The organism is Aeromonas diversa CDC 2478-85 (assembly GCF_000819805.1).
GTDB classification, from domain to species: domain Bacteria; phylum Pseudomonadota; class Gammaproteobacteria; order Enterobacterales; family Aeromonadaceae; genus Aeromonas; species Aeromonas diversa.
Genome location: NZ_CDCE01000017.1, coordinates 63,138 through 81,307, shown reverse-complemented (window position 1 = coordinate 81,307; position 18,170 = coordinate 63,138). Strand labels below are relative to the sequence as shown.

The 18,170-nt window shown below is 59.1% G+C and carries 23 protein-coding genes and 1 pseudogene; 8 read left to right on the top strand and 16 right to left on the bottom strand.

The features are described 5' to 3' along the window. The 5 genes from bioH (at window position 1) to spfP (ending at window position 2,529) form a co-directional block, all read left to right on the top strand. A complete protein-coding gene (bioH, locus tag BN1121_RS04625) occupies window positions 1-765 on the top strand; it encodes a pimeloyl-ACP methyl ester esterase BioH (protein WP_005354226.1) in 765 nt (254 codons plus the stop codon). Between the two features lie 73 nt (window positions 766-838). After that, a complete protein-coding gene (locus BN1121_RS04620) occupies window positions 839-1,072 on the top strand; it encodes a flagellar basal body rod C-terminal domain-containing protein (protein WP_043157660.1) in 234 nt (77 codons plus the stop codon). A gap of 1 nt (window position 1,073) precedes the next feature. Next, entirely contained in the window at window positions 1,074-1,850 is a 777-nt protein-coding gene (locus BN1121_RS19205) for a putative metalloprotease CJM1_0395 family protein (RefSeq protein WP_081606446.1), read from the top strand. 64 nt (window positions 1,851-1,914) lie between these two features. After that, window positions 1,915-2,193 (top strand): hypothetical protein, encoded by a 279-nt coding sequence (locus BN1121_RS04610; protein ID WP_005354223.1) that lies wholly within the window; start codon window positions 1,915-1,917, stop codon window positions 2,191-2,193. A 210-nt stretch (window positions 2,194-2,403) separates the two neighbouring features. Next, on the top strand, window positions 2,404-2,529 hold the full coding sequence (spfP, locus tag BN1121_RS20370; protein ID WP_503487617.1) for a small protein SpfP: 126 nt from the start codon (window positions 2,404-2,406) through the stop codon (window positions 2,527-2,529). Window positions 2,530-2,867: 338 nt separating this feature from the next. Here the strand turns inward: spfP and sgrR are convergent, their stop codons facing one another. After that, window positions 2,868-4,577 carry an HTH-type transcriptional regulator SgrR gene (sgrR, locus tag BN1121_RS04605; RefSeq protein ID WP_005354221.1) on the bottom strand — a complete coding sequence of 570 codons (1,710 nt, stop codon included), beginning with the start codon at window positions 4,575-4,577 and terminating at the stop codon, window positions 2,868-2,870. 86 nt (window positions 4,578-4,663) lie between these two features. Between sgrR and sgrT the strand changes: the two genes are divergently transcribed. Continuing rightward, a complete protein-coding gene (gene sgrT, locus BN1121_RS19685; protein ID WP_152424687.1) occupies window positions 4,664-4,822 on the top strand; it encodes a glucose uptake inhibitor SgrT in 159 nt (52 codons plus the stop codon). Window positions 4,823-4,909: 87 nt separating this feature from the next. Beyond that, window positions 4,910-6,178 (top strand): O-acetylhomoserine aminocarboxypropyltransferase/cysteine synthase family protein, encoded by a 1,269-nt coding sequence (locus BN1121_RS04600; protein WP_043597360.1) that lies wholly within the window; start codon window positions 4,910-4,912, stop codon window positions 6,176-6,178. A gap of 1 nt (window position 6,179) precedes the next feature. Here BN1121_RS04600 and BN1121_RS04595 read toward each other — a convergent pair whose 3' ends face one another. From BN1121_RS04595 to BN1121_RS04580, 4 genes are all read right to left on the bottom strand, one after another. Continuing rightward, window positions 6,180-6,911 carry a substrate-binding periplasmic protein gene (locus tag BN1121_RS04595; RefSeq protein WP_043157369.1) on the bottom strand — a complete coding sequence of 244 codons (732 nt, stop codon included), beginning with the start codon at window positions 6,909-6,911 and terminating at the stop codon, window positions 6,180-6,182. 213 nt (window positions 6,912-7,124) lie between these two features. After that, the gene (locus BN1121_RS04590; protein WP_005351355.1) at window positions 7,125-7,535 is read right to left on the bottom strand and encodes a hypothetical protein; all 411 of its coding nucleotides are present in this window, start codon (window positions 7,533-7,535) and stop codon (window positions 7,125-7,127) included. Window positions 7,536-7,616: 81 nt separating this feature from the next. Next, window positions 7,617-7,862: a DUF3624 family protein gene (locus tag BN1121_RS04585; RefSeq protein WP_005351354.1), complete on the bottom strand. Its 246-nt coding sequence runs from the start codon at window positions 7,860-7,862 to the stop codon at window positions 7,617-7,619. Further along, window positions 7,859-8,329: a GNAT family N-acetyltransferase gene (locus BN1121_RS04580; protein WP_005351353.1), complete on the bottom strand. Its 471-nt coding sequence runs from the start codon at window positions 8,327-8,329 to the stop codon at window positions 7,859-7,861. Before BN1121_RS04580 ends, BN1121_RS04585 begins: the two co-directional genes overlap by 4 nt. Before the next feature lie 121 nt (window positions 8,330-8,450). On the opposite strand from BN1121_RS04580, the gene BN1121_RS04575 reads away from it, so the two are divergent. Beyond that, window positions 8,451-8,942 carry an MgtC/SapB family protein gene (locus BN1121_RS04575; RefSeq protein ID WP_005351352.1) on the top strand — a complete coding sequence of 164 codons (492 nt, stop codon included), beginning with the start codon at window positions 8,451-8,453 and terminating at the stop codon, window positions 8,940-8,942. A gap of 46 nt (window positions 8,943-8,988) precedes the next feature. Here BN1121_RS04575 and hemN read toward each other — a convergent pair whose 3' ends face one another. From hemN to BN1121_RS04520, 11 genes and pseudogenes are all read right to left on the bottom strand, one after another. Next, complete coding sequence (hemN, locus tag BN1121_RS04570) at window positions 8,989-10,362, bottom strand: oxygen-independent coproporphyrinogen III oxidase (RefSeq protein WP_005351351.1); 1,374 nt, start codon at window positions 10,360-10,362, stop codon at window positions 8,989-8,991. Between the two features lie 24 nt (window positions 10,363-10,386). Continuing rightward, on the bottom strand, window positions 10,387-10,827 hold the full coding sequence (locus BN1121_RS04565) for a DUF2489 domain-containing protein (RefSeq protein ID WP_152424662.1): 441 nt from the start codon (window positions 10,825-10,827) through the stop codon (window positions 10,387-10,389). A gap of 5 nt (window positions 10,828-10,832) precedes the next feature. After that, window positions 10,833-11,363: a Der GTPase-activating protein YihI gene (gene yihI, locus BN1121_RS04560; protein ID WP_005351349.1), complete on the bottom strand. Its 531-nt coding sequence runs from the start codon at window positions 11,361-11,363 to the stop codon at window positions 10,833-10,835. A gap of 690 nt (window positions 11,364-12,053) precedes the next feature. Further along, window positions 12,054-12,347 (bottom strand): DUF1488 family protein, encoded by a 294-nt coding sequence (locus BN1121_RS04555; RefSeq protein WP_005351346.1) that lies wholly within the window; start codon window positions 12,345-12,347, stop codon window positions 12,054-12,056. Window positions 12,348-12,357: 10 nt separating this feature from the next. Further along, window positions 12,358-13,173: a shikimate dehydrogenase gene (gene aroE, locus BN1121_RS04550; RefSeq protein ID WP_005351344.1), complete on the bottom strand. Its 816-nt coding sequence runs from the start codon at window positions 13,171-13,173 to the stop codon at window positions 12,358-12,360. Between the two features lie 90 nt (window positions 13,174-13,263). After that, the gene (gene hemF / locus BN1121_RS04545) at window positions 13,264-14,166 is read right to left on the bottom strand and encodes an oxygen-dependent coproporphyrinogen oxidase (protein WP_005351342.1); all 903 of its coding nucleotides are present in this window, start codon (window positions 14,164-14,166) and stop codon (window positions 13,264-13,266) included. 9 nt (window positions 14,167-14,175) lie between these two features. Further along, on the bottom strand, window positions 14,176-14,733 hold the full coding sequence (gene tsaC / locus BN1121_RS04540; RefSeq protein WP_005351339.1) for an L-threonylcarbamoyladenylate synthase type 1 TsaC: 558 nt from the start codon (window positions 14,731-14,733) through the stop codon (window positions 14,176-14,178). A gap of 71 nt (window positions 14,734-14,804) precedes the next feature. Beyond that, the gene (locus BN1121_RS04535) at window positions 14,805-15,362 is read right to left on the bottom strand and encodes a DNA topoisomerase family protein (protein WP_005351337.1); all 558 of its coding nucleotides are present in this window, start codon (window positions 15,360-15,362) and stop codon (window positions 14,805-14,807) included. Between the two features lie 59 nt (window positions 15,363-15,421). Beyond that, complete coding sequence (locus BN1121_RS04530) at window positions 15,422-15,895, bottom strand: DUF494 family protein (protein ID WP_005351335.1); 474 nt, start codon at window positions 15,893-15,895, stop codon at window positions 15,422-15,424. Further along, a pseudogene (gene dprA, locus BN1121_RS04525) lies at window positions 15,888-16,996 on the bottom strand (DNA-processing protein DprA). The gene BN1121_RS04530 and the pseudogene dprA overlap by 8 nt, the downstream one beginning before the upstream one ends. Further along, window positions 16,986-18,077 carry a LysM peptidoglycan-binding domain-containing protein gene (locus BN1121_RS04520; RefSeq protein WP_005351333.1) on the bottom strand — a complete coding sequence of 364 codons (1,092 nt, stop codon included), beginning with the start codon at window positions 18,075-18,077 and terminating at the stop codon, window positions 16,986-16,988. Before BN1121_RS04520 ends, dprA begins: the two are co-directional and overlap by 11 nt. Window positions 18,078-18,170 lie beyond the last annotated feature (93 nt).

The following is an 18,170-nucleotide window of genomic DNA, read 5'->3' as shown; positions in this document are numbered from 1 at the left end:
ATGAGCATCACGGTAGAGCGGATAGGGGCGGGACCTGACCTGGTACTGCTCCACGGCTGGGGCATGAATGGGGCTGTATGGCACGGAGTGACCCCTGAACTCTCTCGCCATTTTCGGCTACACATTGTCGATCTTCCCGGTTTCGGCGGCTCCCCTCTCCCTGACGATACCAAGTACAGTCTGGAGTGGCTGGCAGAAGAGGTGGTAAAGGTCATTCCCGAACACGCCAGCCTACTGGGCTGGTCTCTCGGTGGCCTGGTCGCCAGCCAGATTGCCTTGACTCACCCGCAGCGAGTACGGCAGCTCATAACGGTCGCCAGCTCGCCCTGCTTCCTGGCACAAGACGAGTGGCCCGGAATAGCCCCCAAGGTACTGGATAATTTCCAGCTGATGCTGAAGGGGGATTTCGGCCAGACCATAGAGCGATTCCTCGCGATCCAGGCTATGGGCAGTGAGCACGCCCGGGATGACATTCGTCAACTGCGCCACTGGTTGAGCGAGCGGCCACAACCTTCCCCCGTCGCCCTGGCCGAGGGGCTTCGCCTGCTGGCCGAGGTGGATCTTCGCGATGCCATGCACGGCTGGCAGGGTCCCTGGTTACGACTCTATGGGCGTCTCGACTCTCTGGTGCCCCGCTCGGTGGCCCCTCTGCTCAATGCGCGCTTCCCGCACAGCATCAGCTTCATCTTCGAGAAAGCCTCCCACGCCCCTTTCATTTCCCATCCACAAGAGTTTGTTTACCATCTACAAAAACTGACTGTCTAAAAAATCACCGCATCACTTCAAATTTTCCCCACCCTGATGGATAATTAAGCTAGCAACCGGTGGAGTGTCCATGATGCGTATCGATTCAGCCATGACGAGCGGCACGCTCGGCTTTCAGCGGGCCGAGCAGAAGGTGGCCGATGCCTCTGCCTCTCTCGCCAGCCTCAATACCCCTTCCGGTGACAAGGTCAACGTGACCGAAGAGCTGGTGAATCTAAAGGTGGGCGAGTTACAGGCCGGGGCTAATGCCAAGGTGATCCAGAGTGCCAGCGATATGATGGGGACGCTGATCGACATTCGAGTATGACATGAACGTCAATGTCAGCCTTCCCAACCTCATCCCCAATCATCTGTATCCACAGACTGAATCTGCTCGCGCCGACAATCGTAAGACCGAGTTTATCCCCCAACCCAAGGCATCCGTTGCATACCCTCAAGGGGACGAGGTGGGCAGCCGCCAGCAGAGAGAAAACTCCAGGCCGTCGGCTCAAAATCAGGAAGCGACGGCGCGGGATGTTCGCACCGCAGCTCAGCTACAACCGGGTCTTCAACAAGTCGACCCGGATGGACGCCAGGGAAACCAGCAGGGGGGGCAAGGCCAACAAGGCGAGCAGTCCCAACAGAAATTTACCCCGGATCAGCAGAGAGAAATAGAAAAGCTCCAAGAACGCGACCAAGAAGTCCGCGACCATGAGCAAGCTCATCAGCGAGTCGGGGGGCAATATGCTGGCGCCCCCAGTTACGAATACACCACTGGGCCGGATGCCCAGCGCTATGCGAAAGCGGGAGAGGTCTCTATCGATACGGCAGAGATCCCACGCGATCCTGCCGCCACCATTCGGAAGATGCAAACCGTCCAGAGTGCCGCATTGGCACCCGAGGAGCCTTCTGCACAAGACTTTTCCGTTGCACGCGCCGCGTCCCGCAAAGAAATGAAGGCGAGTCAGCAGCTCTATCAACGCACTATCTCCGGACGAGGAGGTCCCCTTGATGACTTCATGACCCATCGCAGCAATGTGATTGCCCAGCGTTACCAGAGTGCCGTCACACCTGCGCGCCTGGGCGGACTCGATCTCTCGGTCTGAACGGCAACGCTGGCTCTCCTGATCTATCTTTCTAGTTACGGATTGAATACAGAGCGAGATCATCATGACCTTCGATGAAGTTACCCCCGAACATTTCACCACATTCTCACGCGTCCCCCCTCCCCACCTTCAGATGGAACAGCTGCTGATGCAACTGGGTGGTGGTGGGACAGAAGGCACCGCATTCAAGAAGAAGGTCATGTTGGCCGCCGGATGGAGCCATACGGGCGTAGTGTCATTTGGTAAATACCCCCAAGAGGCCTGCAATGCTTTCAACCGCTTAAGGCAGGTACTTGCTGAGACTCAGCGACCGGATGAGATTCTTGAAAAACTTAGAATTTAGTTTTAGATCAGTAAGTTGCCATCTGGATAGGGTCTCAGCCTAAACGGAATCACACTTTTTTTTCGATGCAATTGAACTTATTCCAAAACCGGCGGACTAATCATATAGTTGAGGAAGTGCTAGTAAGTCACCTTTTGATACCGCCCCGATTTCAGTCGGGGCTTTTTTTATCTCAATGATCTACAAGGAATTTATTTCACCTGACCGAGCATGAAAGTAACTTACATAAATTACTTTCATTTTCTGCCCAGTTGTTGTACAGTTAGCGGCGTAGGGTACAGAGGTAAGATGTTCTATCTTTCAGACCTTTTATTTCACGTAATTGAATGTGGCTGAATAGCGGCCCCGCAGAGTCTCTGTGGGGCGTTTTTTTATCCATAATCTAGAGTAAATACTTTAAATACTGGTTTGACCTGTTATACTTCTCCTGCTTCTTGAAGAACATCCATCGTCTCGTTCTCAAGATTTAGCTTCTTCCTATTTTTTACGCTGATTCAGGCGGCCGGGGCGCGATATAGCGATTCCGGCCTTATTTTTATCCAGAGCAAAACGTAATAAAATTACAGAAATGTAGTAAATCACAGATGAAACTGAAAGTTCTCGACCACCGCGTGAAAACGTTATCTCATCGGAAGCAGTTAATTATCTCTAATAAATAAGATGCGCGCAGAGTGTTATTCTAAATCTCTCCCAAAATCCATCGCCTCTACCTGGGGAGCAATCCAGGCATTCCGAAAGTCAAACCAGCCCAGCGCCGTCATTCGAACCCCATTCACTCCGTACTGATTCTCCAGCTCAAGCCAGTGATGGAACAGAGGCATGAAGAGCGCTTCACGCTGTAGTTGTGCCATCTCCTCTCGAAGAGCCACACCTTGTTGCCCGCTGCGCCAGAGCGGCAATCCCTGCCAGAATGACAACGCCTCATGCCACACGGCTCGCAACAGGGGTAATTCCTGCAGCCAGGCATAGACGGCATAGTCACTCGCCTGCTCCAGATTGACCGCTCCCAACCAGAGATCGACACCTTCCAGATCACCACAGGCCCAAGAGTGGTAATCCACCTCTCTCACCTCCAGTTCAACTCCTTCCTCACGCAGGATGGAGCCCATGACGGCGGCCAGCGCCGCAAACTCCAGATGTTGCTTGAAGCAAGCCAGCACCAGGCGATGAGGAAGAGAAACCCCTTCTGGGGGCAGCGAGGCAGGAAGCTCGCGCCAATGGGGCAACAAACCCCGCGCCGGCGCCAGAACCTTCTGCAGCTCAGGATCCAGCGCCGCCAGCAGCCTTACCGGATCAAGGCGGTTGACCAGCCAGCTTCTCAGTGCAGCATTGCCCAAGCAAGCCGAACGCTGATCCGCCAGCATGAAGTAACAGCCCGCCTCCAGCTCGCAAACATCCCGTCCCCGCTCGGGGTGTCGGTGCTCAGCAGCCAGCTTGAGCTGACAAGTCAGTCGCTCGGCAAGCGGCGGCAACATCCAGATATCGATTTCATCGATCAAGGCGCGCAATCCAAAGTAGTCGTCAAAGGCAGCCAGACGCAGGCGCTGGCTGTCATTAGCGACGACCCGATAGGGACCACTCCCGACCGGATAGAGCGCCATATCGGGCAGCTCTTGCCAATCGGCAGGCAGAATTAATGCCGCAGGCTCGCACAGCAGATGAGGCAACCAGGGATCTGACGTCGAGAGGAGAATATCAACCACTCTGGGAGAGACCGCCTCTACTCGCTCAATATGGGCAAAGAGAGGGCGCGTTGTCAGACGAGCAAGCGAGAGGGCAACATCATCGGCTTGCAACACTTTGCCATGATGAAAGCGCACCATGGGCCGCAAATAGAAACGCCAATGCCGTGGGGAGAGCGCGACCCAGTGGTGGGCAAGATCAGGCTCAATTTCCCCATTTTCCTCATTTCTTCGCAGCAGCCCGTTGAATATCTGCCGCACCAAGTGGATTTCGGATCGACGCAGAGGAAGATGTGGTAACAAATTGGGCAGGGGCCGGTAGTAAGGAACCCTGAGGATCTGTTGACCCAAGGGGGTCAGGGTGCCAGAGCCACCGCCCAGATAGGGAAGCAGTCGCTCGACCTGCCCATCCACCAACAGCAGTGCCTGCTCCAGCCTTCCCTGTTTGACCAGGGCTTCGAGGCGCTGACTCTGGAGCATGGCCGGGGAGTCCAGTAGCGTCAGCCTAGCCCGCCGGCCACGTCCTGCCGACGATTGCCAACTCAGCCACCCCTGCTCCTGCATCCGTTGCAGTAGCAGGCGGGCATTGCGCGGAGTGCAGCAGAGCAACTCGGCGACCTCCCTCAGAGTCAGCTCGCTGCCGGTGGTGGGGAGCTGGCGAACCAGACGTTCAAACTGCTGATAGAGGCGTTCGCTGGGCATAAATAAGGAAACCTATCTCTTTAGATTTTCAGTTTTAGCTTCCTCATTTTACGCCAATACTGGGCTCAACCAAGAGGAGGCATCTGATGAACCTGACGAATCCCCTGCCATTCTGGCGTCGCTACTTCTCCCGTATCACCAAAAACCGCAAGGCCTGGACTCAGGAGCCGCTGCCCACACTGATCCAGTTGATGCAGTGGGATCTCTCCTATGTGGAGGACCGCGAGTACCGGCGCCGCCTATAGCTCGTATGACGCTCATCGGTGATTTACAGGGCGCGCCTGTTAGGCATAAAGTGGACGTCTATCCGTCTAATGAACATGGAGTGTACTATGCAAGACGCTACCCTGGCCCTGCATCATGGTTTTTCCAGCGATCCGGCGACCAAGGCGGTCGCCGTCCCTATCTACCAGACCGTTGCCTACGAATTTGAGAGTGCTCAACACGGGGCCGATCTCTTCAATCTGGCCGTCCCCGGCAATATCTATACCCGCATCATGAACCCGACCAACGATGTGCTGGAGCAGCGGATGGCCGCGCTGGAGGGGGGCGTGGCAGCCCTGGCCGTATCGGCAGGCTCGGCGGCCATCACCTATGCCATCCAGGCCTTGGCAAGGGTTGGGGAAAACATTGTCTCGACACCCCAGCTCTACGGCGGTACCTACACCCTGTTTGCCCACATGCTGCCCAGCCAGGGAATTGAGGTCCGCTTCGCCAGGGATGACAGTGCCGAGGCGATAGCCGAGCTCATCGATGCGCGAACCAAGGCGGTTTACTGCGAAAGCATCGGCAATCCGGCCGGGAATATTGTCGACATTGCCGCCCTGGCACGGGTTGCCCATGCCGCTGGCGTACCCCTGATCGTCGATAACACGGTCGCTTCGCCCGTCTTGTGCAAACCCATCGCTCACGGAGCAGACATAGTGGTGCACAGTCTGACCAAGTATGTGGGCGGGCATGGCAACTCGCTGGGAGGTATCATAGTGGACGGTGGCACCTTCCCCTGGCACCAGCATGCCACGCGCTTCCCGCAGCTGACCCAGCCTGAGCCCTCCTACCACGGGGTGGTCTATACCGACGCCTTTGGCGCCGCCGCCTTTATCGGCCGGGTGCGTACCGTCCCCCTGCGTAACACGGGGGCCGCCCTCTCCCCCTTCAATGCCTTCCTGCTCCTGCAGGGGCTCGAGACCCTGACGCTACGCATGGATCGCCACGTAGACAATGCCATGGCGGTCGCTCGCCACCTGCAACAACACCCGGCCGTGGAGTGGGTTAGTTATGCCGGTCTGCCGGAACACCCCCACCACGATCTGGCCCTGCGTTACATGGGGGGACGCCCCTCTGCACTGCTCTCGTTCGGGCTCAAAGAGGGGTATGAGGCGGGGGTGCGCTTCTATGATGCCCTGCGTATCTTCAAGCGACTGGTGAACATTGGCGATGCCAAGTCACTGGCCTGCCATCCCGCCTCGACGACACACCGTCAGTTGGGTGAGGCAGAGCAGATCAAGGCAGGAGTGAGACCCGAGATGATCCGCCTCTCGGTCGGCATAGAAGATATCGGTGACCTGCTGGCAGATCTGGATCAGGCGCTGCAGGCTTGAGCTACTTGAGCCACTGTTGACGCAGGCGCTCGAGCGAGCCATCGAGACGCATGGCATCGAGCGCCTGCTGCAATGCCGCCACCTTGGCCGGGTCAGTGCTCCGGCTGACCGCAAAGTAGTAGTCGTACTGGGCATCCTGCACAAACAGGCGAGTCAGCTCCGACAGAGTGCTGCCGAGTTGCCGCATATGAAAGGCGGCCCCCAACTCGAGCGCCGTCACCAGCTCGACCCGACCCCGCCGCAGCATGCGAAACTTGTCGGTCTCATCGGTCACGTTGACCAAAGATTCAAATCCGTCCAATGAGAGCTGCTGGGCAGACGCAGAGTTACGCACTGCGGCGATCCTCCAACGGGTCGCCTCAGCCAAATTTTGGGGGGATACATCGCTGCGACGAGCCAGCCGCCAGAACCAGATGGCCCGTGGGCCTATGGGCCCTACCCACTGGAACAACTTGTCGCGCTCAGAGGTACGCGCTGCGGTAAAGAGGACGGTGTCTGGTTGGTAGAGGGCCATCTGATAGGCTCGCGCCCAGGGTAAGAGCTGTATCCCCTTCTCATCGAGTCGCAGCCCACTGCGCACCAACAGGGCACGCAGCAACTGGACCGAGAAGCCGGTCATCTCCCCCTGCTCATCACGCCAGTTATAGGGGGGCATGTCTTCGGTAACCGCCTGCATGGCCTGCGCCAGATGCCACCAGCTGCACAAGAGCACAATAACCAGCATCCTTGCCATCACACACCTCCGCACATCATCAGGGATGAGTGTGGTCGAAAAGCCGGGGCCTTGCCCGAGCACACCAAGACAAACAAGTGAATGAGCCACGCGTGCCGGACCTGCTCGCCAATTCTGGCCAGCGTGTCACCACCCAGGCGACGCAGGGGCGAGATGGGGTGATGCTCCAGTTGTGACTCATGTTAGCCGGCGACTCAGTACCCCGCAGGGATGCTAGGTCTGTTCTGAGCCTCGACCAATCAGGCGCTCCAGGGCGCTCTTGAGCATGTCATCTCGCTTGCTCTGCAAGGGGGCAAGCTGCGTCTCTCGCTCCTGCTCGCTTAGCCCGCTCTGCTTTTGCAGCGTCTGGATCTGTGCCTCCAGTTCGTTGAACTGCTTGCGATCGAACCCCAGGGCATGGTCGACCAGCCGTTGAAGCGGATCCTGCCCCTGCGCACCGGCAGCCGGTCGGCTCTTCCCCAGATGCTCATAGGTCAATATATTCTGGGCCTTCCCGGTCAATACTTGGGTCGAGAGACTGATTTGCTCTTCCCATCCCCCTTGCCCGCGCTCAGACAATATGGCCGCCGCACGCTCATGGCTGGCGGCCTGGGCCAACTGCCGGTTGTATGCCTTTATCTCCATTCAGAACTCCGCCATTAAATCGACATGAGCCCATCCAGAGCAAGGTTCGGGCCAATCACCACGAGCCCGGCGCGATGGCCCTCACCCCTGCCCCAATTCGCGGCCGGTGAGGCGACGCCAGAGAAAAACCAGCAAATGGAGCAGCAAGATCCCCCATCCGGCTAAGGCAAAGAGTGCACCGGTCAAGGCATTGACCGAGGTGTCGGCGCCAAACCAGTACCATGCCAGAGTGCCCGCCCCTCCCACCAGTGCACACTGAATGGCACAGATCCGGCAGCGCCCCAGCTTGGCCTTGATGGCATCGCTCAGGCAAGCATCGCAACTCATAGGCTCAGCACCCTCCGCTGCCCGTGATGACGGGGCCCATAGTAGTCGCGTAGCAGGGACTCCTGACGAAAACCCAGGCCGTCGTACAGTGCGAGCCCCTCTTCGTTGCGCTCACTCACCTCGAGACGGATGCCACGCCACCCTCGGGTGCGAGCCCATTCGATAAGCTGCATCATCAGCCAGCGCCCCCATCCCTCCCGACGCTGGCGCCAATGCACCGCCAGGGTCTGCACTACCAATCGTCGCCATCCCCTGTGCTCAAGCACGCAAAGGTAGGCCATCAACTCCCCCTTGGCATCGTGCAACAGCCAAACGGTTCCCTTCGCGCGATTCAGCAGGTAGCGCCAACGCTCACGACCGAAGGCTATCTCGGGTGGGAACATGTAACGCTCGAGACGCACAATCGCCGCCAGATCGGAGCTCGTTGCCTCACGCAAGCAGAGACAGCCCGCTTCCCTCTCTCTCATTCTCTCCCCCCATGCTTCGCTGTCACTCTACCCCCTTTCCCTGCCACTGTCCCATCGACAAGCTGCGGGAGAACGGGGATAGTGGAGGCAGGCTCATGACAACAACCCCGGGAGAGCCCCCATGCCCGAACTACTGAACATCACCCCCTTCTCCTGGCTCCATATTCTGGCCTGTCTCGCCTGCGGCACTCTGGTCGGGCTGGAGCGACAACTGCGCGGCAAGCCGGTCGGCATCCGCACCTCTTCTCTCATCATCCTCGGCAGCTACTGCTTTCTGGCGCTGGCGACTCACCTCAGCCCCCACCCAGCCGATCAGGCTCGCGTCCTCGGACAACTCGTCACCGGCATCGGTTTTCTCGGAGCCGGTGTCATGATGACCCAAAATGGTCAGGTGATGGGGGTCACCTCAGCAGCCACCGTCTGGATGCTGGCGGCGCTGGGCGCCATGATAGGGCTCGATATGCTGACCCAGTCCATCGCCCTCACGCTGGTAACGCTGTCGATTCTGGTCGGGGTGGACTGGCTCGAGAGTAGTTTCAAACAGCTACAACGGGGCGTACATCGACGGCTGGAGAGTTGGCGCAATGGTGATCATCACACCATGGAGAAGTGAGCCAATAAAAAAGGAGCCTGGTCAGGCTCCTCTCGTTAGGCCGGCTTTAGATCACCCGTGAGAATTGCTGCTGACGGGCCCGATTGCGCAGATAAACATCGAAGCACATGCAGATGTTACGGATTAGCAGGTGGCCGGTCGGCGCCACCCGGATACCTTTCTCATCGATGAGGACCAGGCCATCGTCGACGAAGGTCTTGAGCAACTTGAGATCCTCGGCAAAGTAGTCGGCAAAGACCAGTTGGTGCGCCTTCTCAATGTCGGCGAAATCGAGGCGGAAGTTGCAGATCAGCCCCTTGATGACGTCGCGACGAATCAAATCATCCCGATTCAGGGCGCACCCCTTCCATTGGGCGTGGCCGAGTGCCTCTACCTGGGCATAGTACTCCTTGAGCTCCTTCTGATTCTGGGAATAGGCATCCCCCAGCATGCTGATGGAAGAGACCCCAAGCCCCAGCAGATCACACTCTCCCTGAGTGGTGTAGCCCTGGAAGTTGCGATGAAGCTTGCCCTCGCGCTGGGCCACCGCCAACTCGTCGTCCGGCTTGGCGAAGTGATCCATGCCGATAAACTGGTAACCCTGACCCGTCAGGAACTCGATCGTCTCCTGCAGCATGGCCAGCTTCTCGCGCGGCGCCGGCATCTCTTCCTCTTTCAGCTTGCGCTGGGCGGCGAAGCGGCTCGGCAGATGTGCATAGTTGAAGATGGAGAGGCGAGCCGGATCGGTCTTGAGTACCTCTTCCAGCGTGTGTCGGAAGCTCTCTCGGGTTTGCAGCGGCAGACCATAGATGAGATCCAGATTGGTAGAGCGAAAACCCAGCTCACGGGCACGCTCGAGCATGGCACGGATGAAGTCGTTGTCTTGCTCCCGATTGACCGCAACCTGCACCGCCTTGTTGAAGTCCTGCACCCCCAGGCTGATGCGGTTGAACCCCACCTCCCGCAACACGTCGAGCATCGAGAGTTCAATCTCGCGCGGGTCAACCTCGATGCTGATCTCTGCCTGCCCGGCAAAGGAGAAGTGATTTCGCAGCATGGCCATCAGGCGGCGAGTCTGGGCCTCGGTCAGATAGGTGGGCGTGCCGCCACCCCAGTGCAGCTGGGTCACGCTGCGCCCCTGGAAGCGGGGAGCCAGGAAACGGATCTCCCGCTCCAGATAGTCGAGATACTGATCGGCCTTGTGCTGGTGACGGGTGATCACCTTGTTACAGCCACAGTAGTAACAGAGCTTGTGGCAGAAGGGGATGTGCACATAGAGAGAGAGGGGGCGCTGCGGATACTCGGCGGCGGCCACCAGAAAATGCTCGAACCCGAACGCCTCGTCGAACTCGAGGGCCGTGGGATAAGAGGTATAACGGGGACCACTGTAGTTGTACTTCTCGATCAGGGCCTGATCCCAGATTATCTTCTCCGTTTGCACATCACGCTCCTCGTTGGGTGGCCATCACTGCGGCAGGGTGAGTATGGCCAGTCTTGCCACATCCTCTTGGATCTGGTCGTTATAGTCGGCCTCGTGCTTGACCCGCTCGAGATCCTGGCGCATCCGCTCACGCTTCTCGAGGGCGCTACGCTCCTCATGAGTCGCGAGATGGCGGATCTTTTCATAGAGGCCATAGAGACCCGGATACTGCTCGGGCAGCGGTTGGCTATGCTCCATCTGCAGCACATCGAGCAGGTTCGTCAGGCGGATGGCGCCCTCTGAGGGGACGCACTGCCCTTCTTGTACCGCCTTGGCAATGATCTGAACGCTCTCCAGAATACGCAGGTTACGCGCCCGGATCGCCTGTTGGCGAGCACGCTGCTGAGCCCTCAACTTGAGCAGGAGGCTGGCGGCATAAGCCGCCACCCCGGCCAGGATAAGGGCCCCGGCCACGGCCAGCCAAATCAGGTTCACGGCTTGGACTCAGGCTTGAAATCGGCGTCGAGGAAACGATCCCACAGCTCGTCATCGCTGGCAGGCTCTTCATCTTCATCGTCTTCTTCTACCAATCCCAACTCTTCCATCAGTTGCTGGTGGCGGGCGACCATCTGCTCTACCCACGCCAGATCCGCCGGGCTCAGCTTCTCGCCTTCGTCGAGACGATCGAGCAGATCGTTGAGGCGATCGTCATTCTCGATGGCGGCCAGCTCCTGCTCGGGGGTCGGCATCAGTTGCTTCTCTTCCTTCACCGGTGCTGCCTTGGGAGCCTGCGGCTTGGCCGCTTCGACCACCAATGCAACCGGCTTGCGGGATCCGATACGAGGATCCTTCAGATCCTTCTTGCCGGACTTGCCACCACTCTGGGTACCCGAATGGCGCGATCCCGCCTTCAAGCCCTTGCGTTTGGCCGCGCGCTTGCGCTCACGCCCCGCCAGGGCGCTATCTTGAGACTCTTTTTTACCGCCGCTCTTGGGCTTGCGAACAGGTTTGTTGACCGACATTACTCTACTCCGGAATACAGTGGTGGAACCCGCCTTAAGATGTCCCGGCAGGGCATCTTAAAGGGACGTGGAGAGGGGGTACAGGAGAGGAGCGCGGGAATGGGATCCGGCACCGATTCTGTCTCGCTTTTCACGACAGGGCGCAGCAGAAGCGCCTCTCGGGCATATTGCCGCTATTTTGACACAAAACCCGCATGCGGGTTAATCACGACAAAAGAAAAAAGGCAGCCAAAGGCTGCCTTTCGATGTTCTGATGCCCGATGCACCATCTCCGTGCCTCAACAAACTGCGTGAGGGCTATGGTCATCCTGACCTTATCGTGTCGTCATCCTGAATTGTTGTTTGCGTGTGCTTGCTTTCTTTTAGACTCCTGCCGACTCGCCTCCTGCGAATGGCACGAGAGATGGCCTCCTGCACACTCCCCTCATCCTGAGGGTCACCGCTCCCTGATACTTCATTCCCTTGCTACGCCCCGGTATGCCGGAGGCGATTCCATGACGCCTAATTTAACTCACTCAATCCAGGGCTCAACAGATAATTAGTGCCATTTAACAACTTAAACACCACAAAGACTGTTTAACTAAATGAAAAAAAAGAGATTATTTCAAATTTCAATGCAAAATTTCAGCCGTTAGCCAACCTGCTTGTAGGCGATCTCTTACAAAAAGACGGAACAATCCCCCTCATCAGTCACACCCCGCTGTGATGGCCATGGGCCCATTGACCTATGGTAATCGACCCATCCGGAGCGAAGGCCTGTTCCTCGATCGCCTGGGTGGCCAACTCCTCGATATCAAACCGTAAGGAGGAGAAGGCACGTAATACATCGTCTTCCGAACGCAGCACCAACCCCGCCATCCGCTCCAGCTGCCCCTTGCCGATATAACACTGGATCAGAGCGCCCATCATCTGGGCAGGAAAACTGACCCGTTGCAACGATGCCTGCCACTCTTGCAGTTCGGGAAACAAAATATCCTGGTTCATCGCGCTCTCCTTATCCCAGTTGGCGGCGCAGTTCGCGCAGTACCTGACGGGAACCGGGACGGATGCCACGCCATAGGCTGAAGGCTTCCGCCGCCTGCTCTACCAGCATCCCCAGACCGTCTATCACACGTCCAGCCCCCTCTGCCCTGGCCCAGGCGTTGAAGGGGGTATCCCCGGGACCATACATCATATCGTAGACCGTGAGCTGCCCATGGATGAGCAGGGGGGCCAGAGGTGGCACCTCTCCGGCCAGGCTGGCCGAGGTGGAGTTGATGATGAGATCGAAGGGCCCCTCAAGCGCCTCAAAAGAACTGGCCGATACGGCACCCAGCTCGCCAAACTCGGTGGCCAGCAGCTCGGCTTTACTCTGGGTACGATTGGCTATCACCAGGCTCCGGGGCCGCTCGGCCAGCAAGGGGGCCAGAGCACCACGCGCGGCCCCTCCGGCGCCCAGTAACAAGATACGGGCATCGGCGAGCTCAACTTGCTGCTGCTTGAGATCGGCCACCAGACCGGCGCCATCGGTATTGTCCCCCAGTACTTCCCCTCGCTCAGTCATGACCAGAGTGTTGACCGCACCGGCACGGCGCGCGCGCTCGGTGAGTTCGGTCGCCATGGCAAAGGCCTGCTCCTTGAAGGGCACTGTCACGTTACACCCCTTACCACCTCTGGCGAAGAAGAGGCGCAGGGCATCTGCAAAGCCGTCAAGGGGCGGTTCGCAGAGGCTGTATTCCATCTCCTGCTGGGTCTGGCGGGCAAAGAGGGTGTGAATGAAGGGGGATTTGCTGTGGCGAACCGGGTTGCCAACGACGAGATAGCGATCCATCGGAGAGTTCCTGTAACGGCGAATCATCCGATTTAACGGCTTTTTTCCGGCTGCCACAAGAAAAACGGCCCCGTTCAGGGGCCGTCTTGATCACCACTCGCGCGGAGCCAGAAACGCCTGCAGGCGTGCCTCGGCGCTGCCTGGCTCGGGGTGCCAGTCGTATTCCCAGCGTGCCAGCGGCGGCATCGACATGAGGATCGACTCGGTACGACCACCGGTCTGCAACCCAAACAGGGTGCCGCGGTCGTAGACCAGATTGAATTCCACATAGCGCCCACGCCGGTAAAGCTGGAACTGCCGCTCCGGCTCACCATAAGGCGTAGCCTTGCGTCGCGCCACTATGGGCAGGTAGGCCGCCAGATAGCCCTCTCCCACGGTACGCATAAAGGCAAAGCACTGCTCGAACGGCCAGCGATTGAGGTCGTCGAAGAAGAGCCCGCCGACACCGCGAGTCTCGCCCCTGTGCTTGAGGAAGAAGTAACGATCACACCAGGCCTTGTACTCGGGGTAGACCTCCTCCCCGAACGGCGCACAGAGATCCCGCGCCACTTGGTGCCAGTGGCGACAATCCTCCTCCTCCGGGTAGAAGGGGGTGAGGTCGAAGCCGCCACCAAACCACCAGATGGGGGCCTCCCCTTCCTTCTCGGCGATGAAAAAGCGCACGTTGGCGTGGCTGGTCGGCACATGGGGGTTATGTGGGTGGATAACCAGAGAGACCCCCATGGCCTCGAAGCGGCGCCCCGCCAGTTCGGGCCTGTGGGCCGTCGCCGAGGCGGGCATGGCATCCCCATAGACATGGGAGAAATTCACCCCCCCCTGCTCGATGACACTTCCACCGCGCAGCACCCGGGTGCGACCACCGCCACCGCCCTCGCGCTGCCAGGCATCCTCCACGAAATGTCCATGACCATCCGCCAGCTCTAGCGCAGCGCAGATTCGGTCCTGCAACTCGAGCAGGAAGCCCTTCACCGCCTCAACATCGGGTCTGTTCATCATCTTCTCCTAAGCGGGGCGCAGCAGTGCACCGGTACGGGCATCGCGGATCTCGGAGGGGTTATCACGCCCACCGACCTCACCGGGCAACACATAGTCGAGCCGCCCCCCCAGCGCCGCGCACACCTCGGCGGTGGTGCGGCCCGGCGCCTCGCCAGTCAGGTTAGCGCTGGTGGAGACCAGGGGCTTGCCGAAGGCACGGCACAGGGCCTTGACCTGGGGATGGTCTGTCACCCGGACCGCCAGGGTGTCGAACCGACCGGTCAACCACGTGGGCGTGGTGGTGCGTGCCGGCATCACCCAGGTGAAGGGGCCTGGCCAACTGGCTGTCACCACGGCGCGCTGCTCGGCCGTCAACGCCTCGATGTCGATATAGGGGAGCAGTTGCTCCAGGCTGTCGGCGATCAGGATCAATCCCTTCTCGACCGGGCGCTGCTTGATGGCAAGCAGCTTGCTCACCGCGGCCTCGGAGACGGGGTCGCAGCCGACCCCAAACACAGCTTCGGTGGCATAGGCGATCACGCCGCCACGCTCGAGGGCAGCGACCGCGCATTCCAGTTCGTTCATGTTCACTCTGCTATCCGTCTTGGGTCGGCGTTCACCGCCGCTTTCTTGTCTGGGTCTGCGACGCAATGTCGTCAGCCCCGCTCAACCTGTTTACCGCACTCCTTGCGCGGGCAGACCCAGCGCAGGCTGCCACGAACCCGCTTCTCAACCATGATCCCCCAACCGCAGTCGGGACAGGGCATGGCCACCGGCTTGTCATTGACCACGTACTTGCATTCGGGGTAGCGATTGCAGGAGTAAAACTGCTTGCCGTAGCGCGAAGTGCGGCTCACCAGATGCCCCTCACCACAAGCAGGACAGGGGATCTGAGTTTCATCACTCTCCTGCAAAGAGGCCATGTGATGACAGACGGGGAACTGGGTGCAGCCGACGAACAGGCCATAACGCCCCTTCTTGATGGCCAGAAGGTGTCCGCAGTCAGGACATTCCGATCCCTCGAGCACCTTTTCAATATCACGCCCGTTGGGGGTCAGGGAACGGATGTAATCGCAACCGGGATAGGCGCTACAGCCGAGGAAGGGGCCGTGCTTGCCCTGGCGAATCACCAGCTCGGCACCACACTGTGGGCATGGCTCACGCTCGAGCGCATGCTCGTGCGCCGAGAAGAGGTTAGGATCGATCTTGGACATGAATCACCGCGCAGCCAGAGTCCGGATGGGGCGGATTCTAGCAGCGCGGTCTGCTTCTGTCAGTGGAGGACGCCGTCCGACTCGTCGAACACCAGTTCTTCCATCTGCTGATAGGCGTTTTCGCTGCCGGGCACGTTGAACAGCACCATCATGACCACCCACTTAAGGTCGTCGAGCTCGATCTCGGGAGTGTCCAGTTCGAGCAGGCGCTCGATCACTATCTCCCGAGTCTCGGCATTGAGTACCTTGGCCTGCTCGAGGAACAGCAGGAAGCCACGGCACTCGGCACTGAGGCGATCCAACTCCTGAGGCGCATAGATACGCATGGAGCTAGGAGCACTACAGGTGATGTAGGTTTCACGTTCACTGTCGTGAAGGTTGGCCAGCCGCTCGAGCCAGCCCAGGGCCTTGTAAATTTCGTCCTGATGAAAACCGGCACGGCTCAACTCGGCGGTGAGTTCATCCTGGTCGATCATGACCTCTGCATCGCTGTGGATGTAGGTCTCGAAAAGGTACATCAATACGTCAAACATGATTCACCCTCCTCTTCTGACATATCCACCTGCCACCGCCATCACCTTACCCTCCAATTCCAACTCGATCAGCTGTCCAAGGACGGCCTCGACAGGAAGACGGGCTCTGGCTGCAACAACATCCACGCTGGTGACCTCGTAATCTACGTTATCCAACAAGCCGGCTTCTGGCAATCGACTCTTTGGCTCCACCCTCAAGACCGTAGACAGCGGGGTGCCCTCGCTCATCCATCCAAGCTCCTCCACTATATCGGCCGCGCTCGTCACAAGTTTTGCCCCTTGTTGGATGAGGCGATTGCAGCCGGCAGCTTGCGGATTCATCGGAGTTCCGGGAACAGCGAAAACCTCTCTTCCCTGCTCCAGTGCAAAGCGCGCCGTGATGAGTGAACCGCTCTGCTCGGCCGCCTCGACCACCAGCGTTCCCAGAGAGAGCCCGCTGATGATGCGATTGCGGCGAGGAAAATGCTCGGCCAGGGGCCCCTGTGTAGGCTCGAATTCCGACACCAGCGCGCCGCCCTCGGCCAGGATCTGTTCGAAGAGGGCCTGATGGCGCCGAGGATAAACACGCTCCAGCCCCGACCCCAGCACGGCGACGGTCGAGCCACCGGCAGCCAGGGCGGCCTGATGGCTGGCACCATCGATTCCCAGTGCCAGGCCCGAGGTAATGGTCATGCCGGCAGCGACCAACTCACCGGACAACCGGCGCGCCATCTCCAGCCCAACATGGGTAGGATGACGTGACCCTACCATGGCCAGCTGGGGCTGCATCAGACGCTCCGGCTCCCCGATGCACCAGAGCAGCAACGGGGCGGCGGGGATCGCTCTGAGGCGAAGGGGGTAACAGGGATGATCGGGGGTTAGCAGGTGGTGGTGTGGCGCTTCACACCAGGCGAGCAACGCGGAGGGATCGGTTGAAGGGTGATGCAGAGCCTGAATCTGGGTTCGAGTCAGGCCCCATCGGCTTAAGGTCTCTGCTGGAGAGGCCCTCAAGGTCGCTACATTGCCACCAACCTCTTCCAGCAACTTCCATGCGGTAACCGGGCCAATCCCGGGCAGCGCCCACAGGGTCAGCCAGTGGGTCAGCCGATCGTCATGGGGCATCAACCGAATAGCCTACCCGAACCATGTCCCGGCTCTGCAAGATCAGACCATAGCTCATACGGTCATACACCCTGAACAGCATCACACGGGCAACCGACTCCGGGGGTAATTGCAAGGTCGGGTCCGAATGGAAGGCCCTGTCGAAGCCTGTCGTCGTATCACGATAAACAGGTTGCTCGCCATAGGTCTTCACCATGGCCAAGCCCGGTCTCTTCACATCCAGCACGCTTCCTGGCGCCATGTGGTCCAACGCCCCCTTGTTGATGAGCACGACATCCAGTTTGCCAGCCACACTCATCCGATTGGGCATGTCGACGATGATCCCATCGAGGATTGGAGCGGCCCCCCGCGGAATAAAGAGAGCCTGCTCTATTTCCGGTCCTGGCAGCGGCATCAGCCTGTCGCCCTGACGTACCTCCTGACGGTTGGCAATCAGGGTGGCCTGGGTCTGCCCGTTAGACCACTGCATGTCGGCGCGCACTATGCCAGTAAGCGTCGCTTCCTGCCCCAGCCAGTCACCGCTCTTGGGATCTCGGTACTCGCGGCCGGGTCGATACGCTCCGTACTGCCTGCCTGGCTCCAACAGCCCCTGCACGAAGAGGGGATGATGGTCGAGGATCGCCTGCTGTCCTTCGTTATTTCCCAGCACATACGGGAGGGTTTCCCCTTGCTTGGGGCTCGAGAAGAGCAACTCCTGACTCAGGAAGGGGGCCAAAGATGAGAGGGGTAACGCAGGCACTGGGTTGAGTTTGCTGTCGCTGCGAACATGCGGGGATAAGGTCACCACTCGCTTCGCCCCCGCCATGCCACGGCTCAACTGAGGCTGACCATCGACCCACGTCAGGTGCAACACATCGCCGGGATAGATCCAGTGAGGATCGGCTATCTGGGGATTTCCCTTCCACAGCGTTGGCCATTGCCAGGGTTTCTGTAGATAATGTCCGGCTATATCCCACAGGGTGTCCCCACGCTGGACCGTATAGGTCTGCGGATACCCCTTGCGCAGGGCGAGCGTCTCAGCCGCAACCCCGAGCGTGGAACCAAACAACAGGAAAATCAGGGTAATTCGCGTCAGGTTCATAACACTCCTTGTGTCCTCTGCGGCGGCCTATGACTGTTTTTTGCCAGCGTAAATGACTAGAATTACGCCAGCACCAATCTTTTATATATAAGG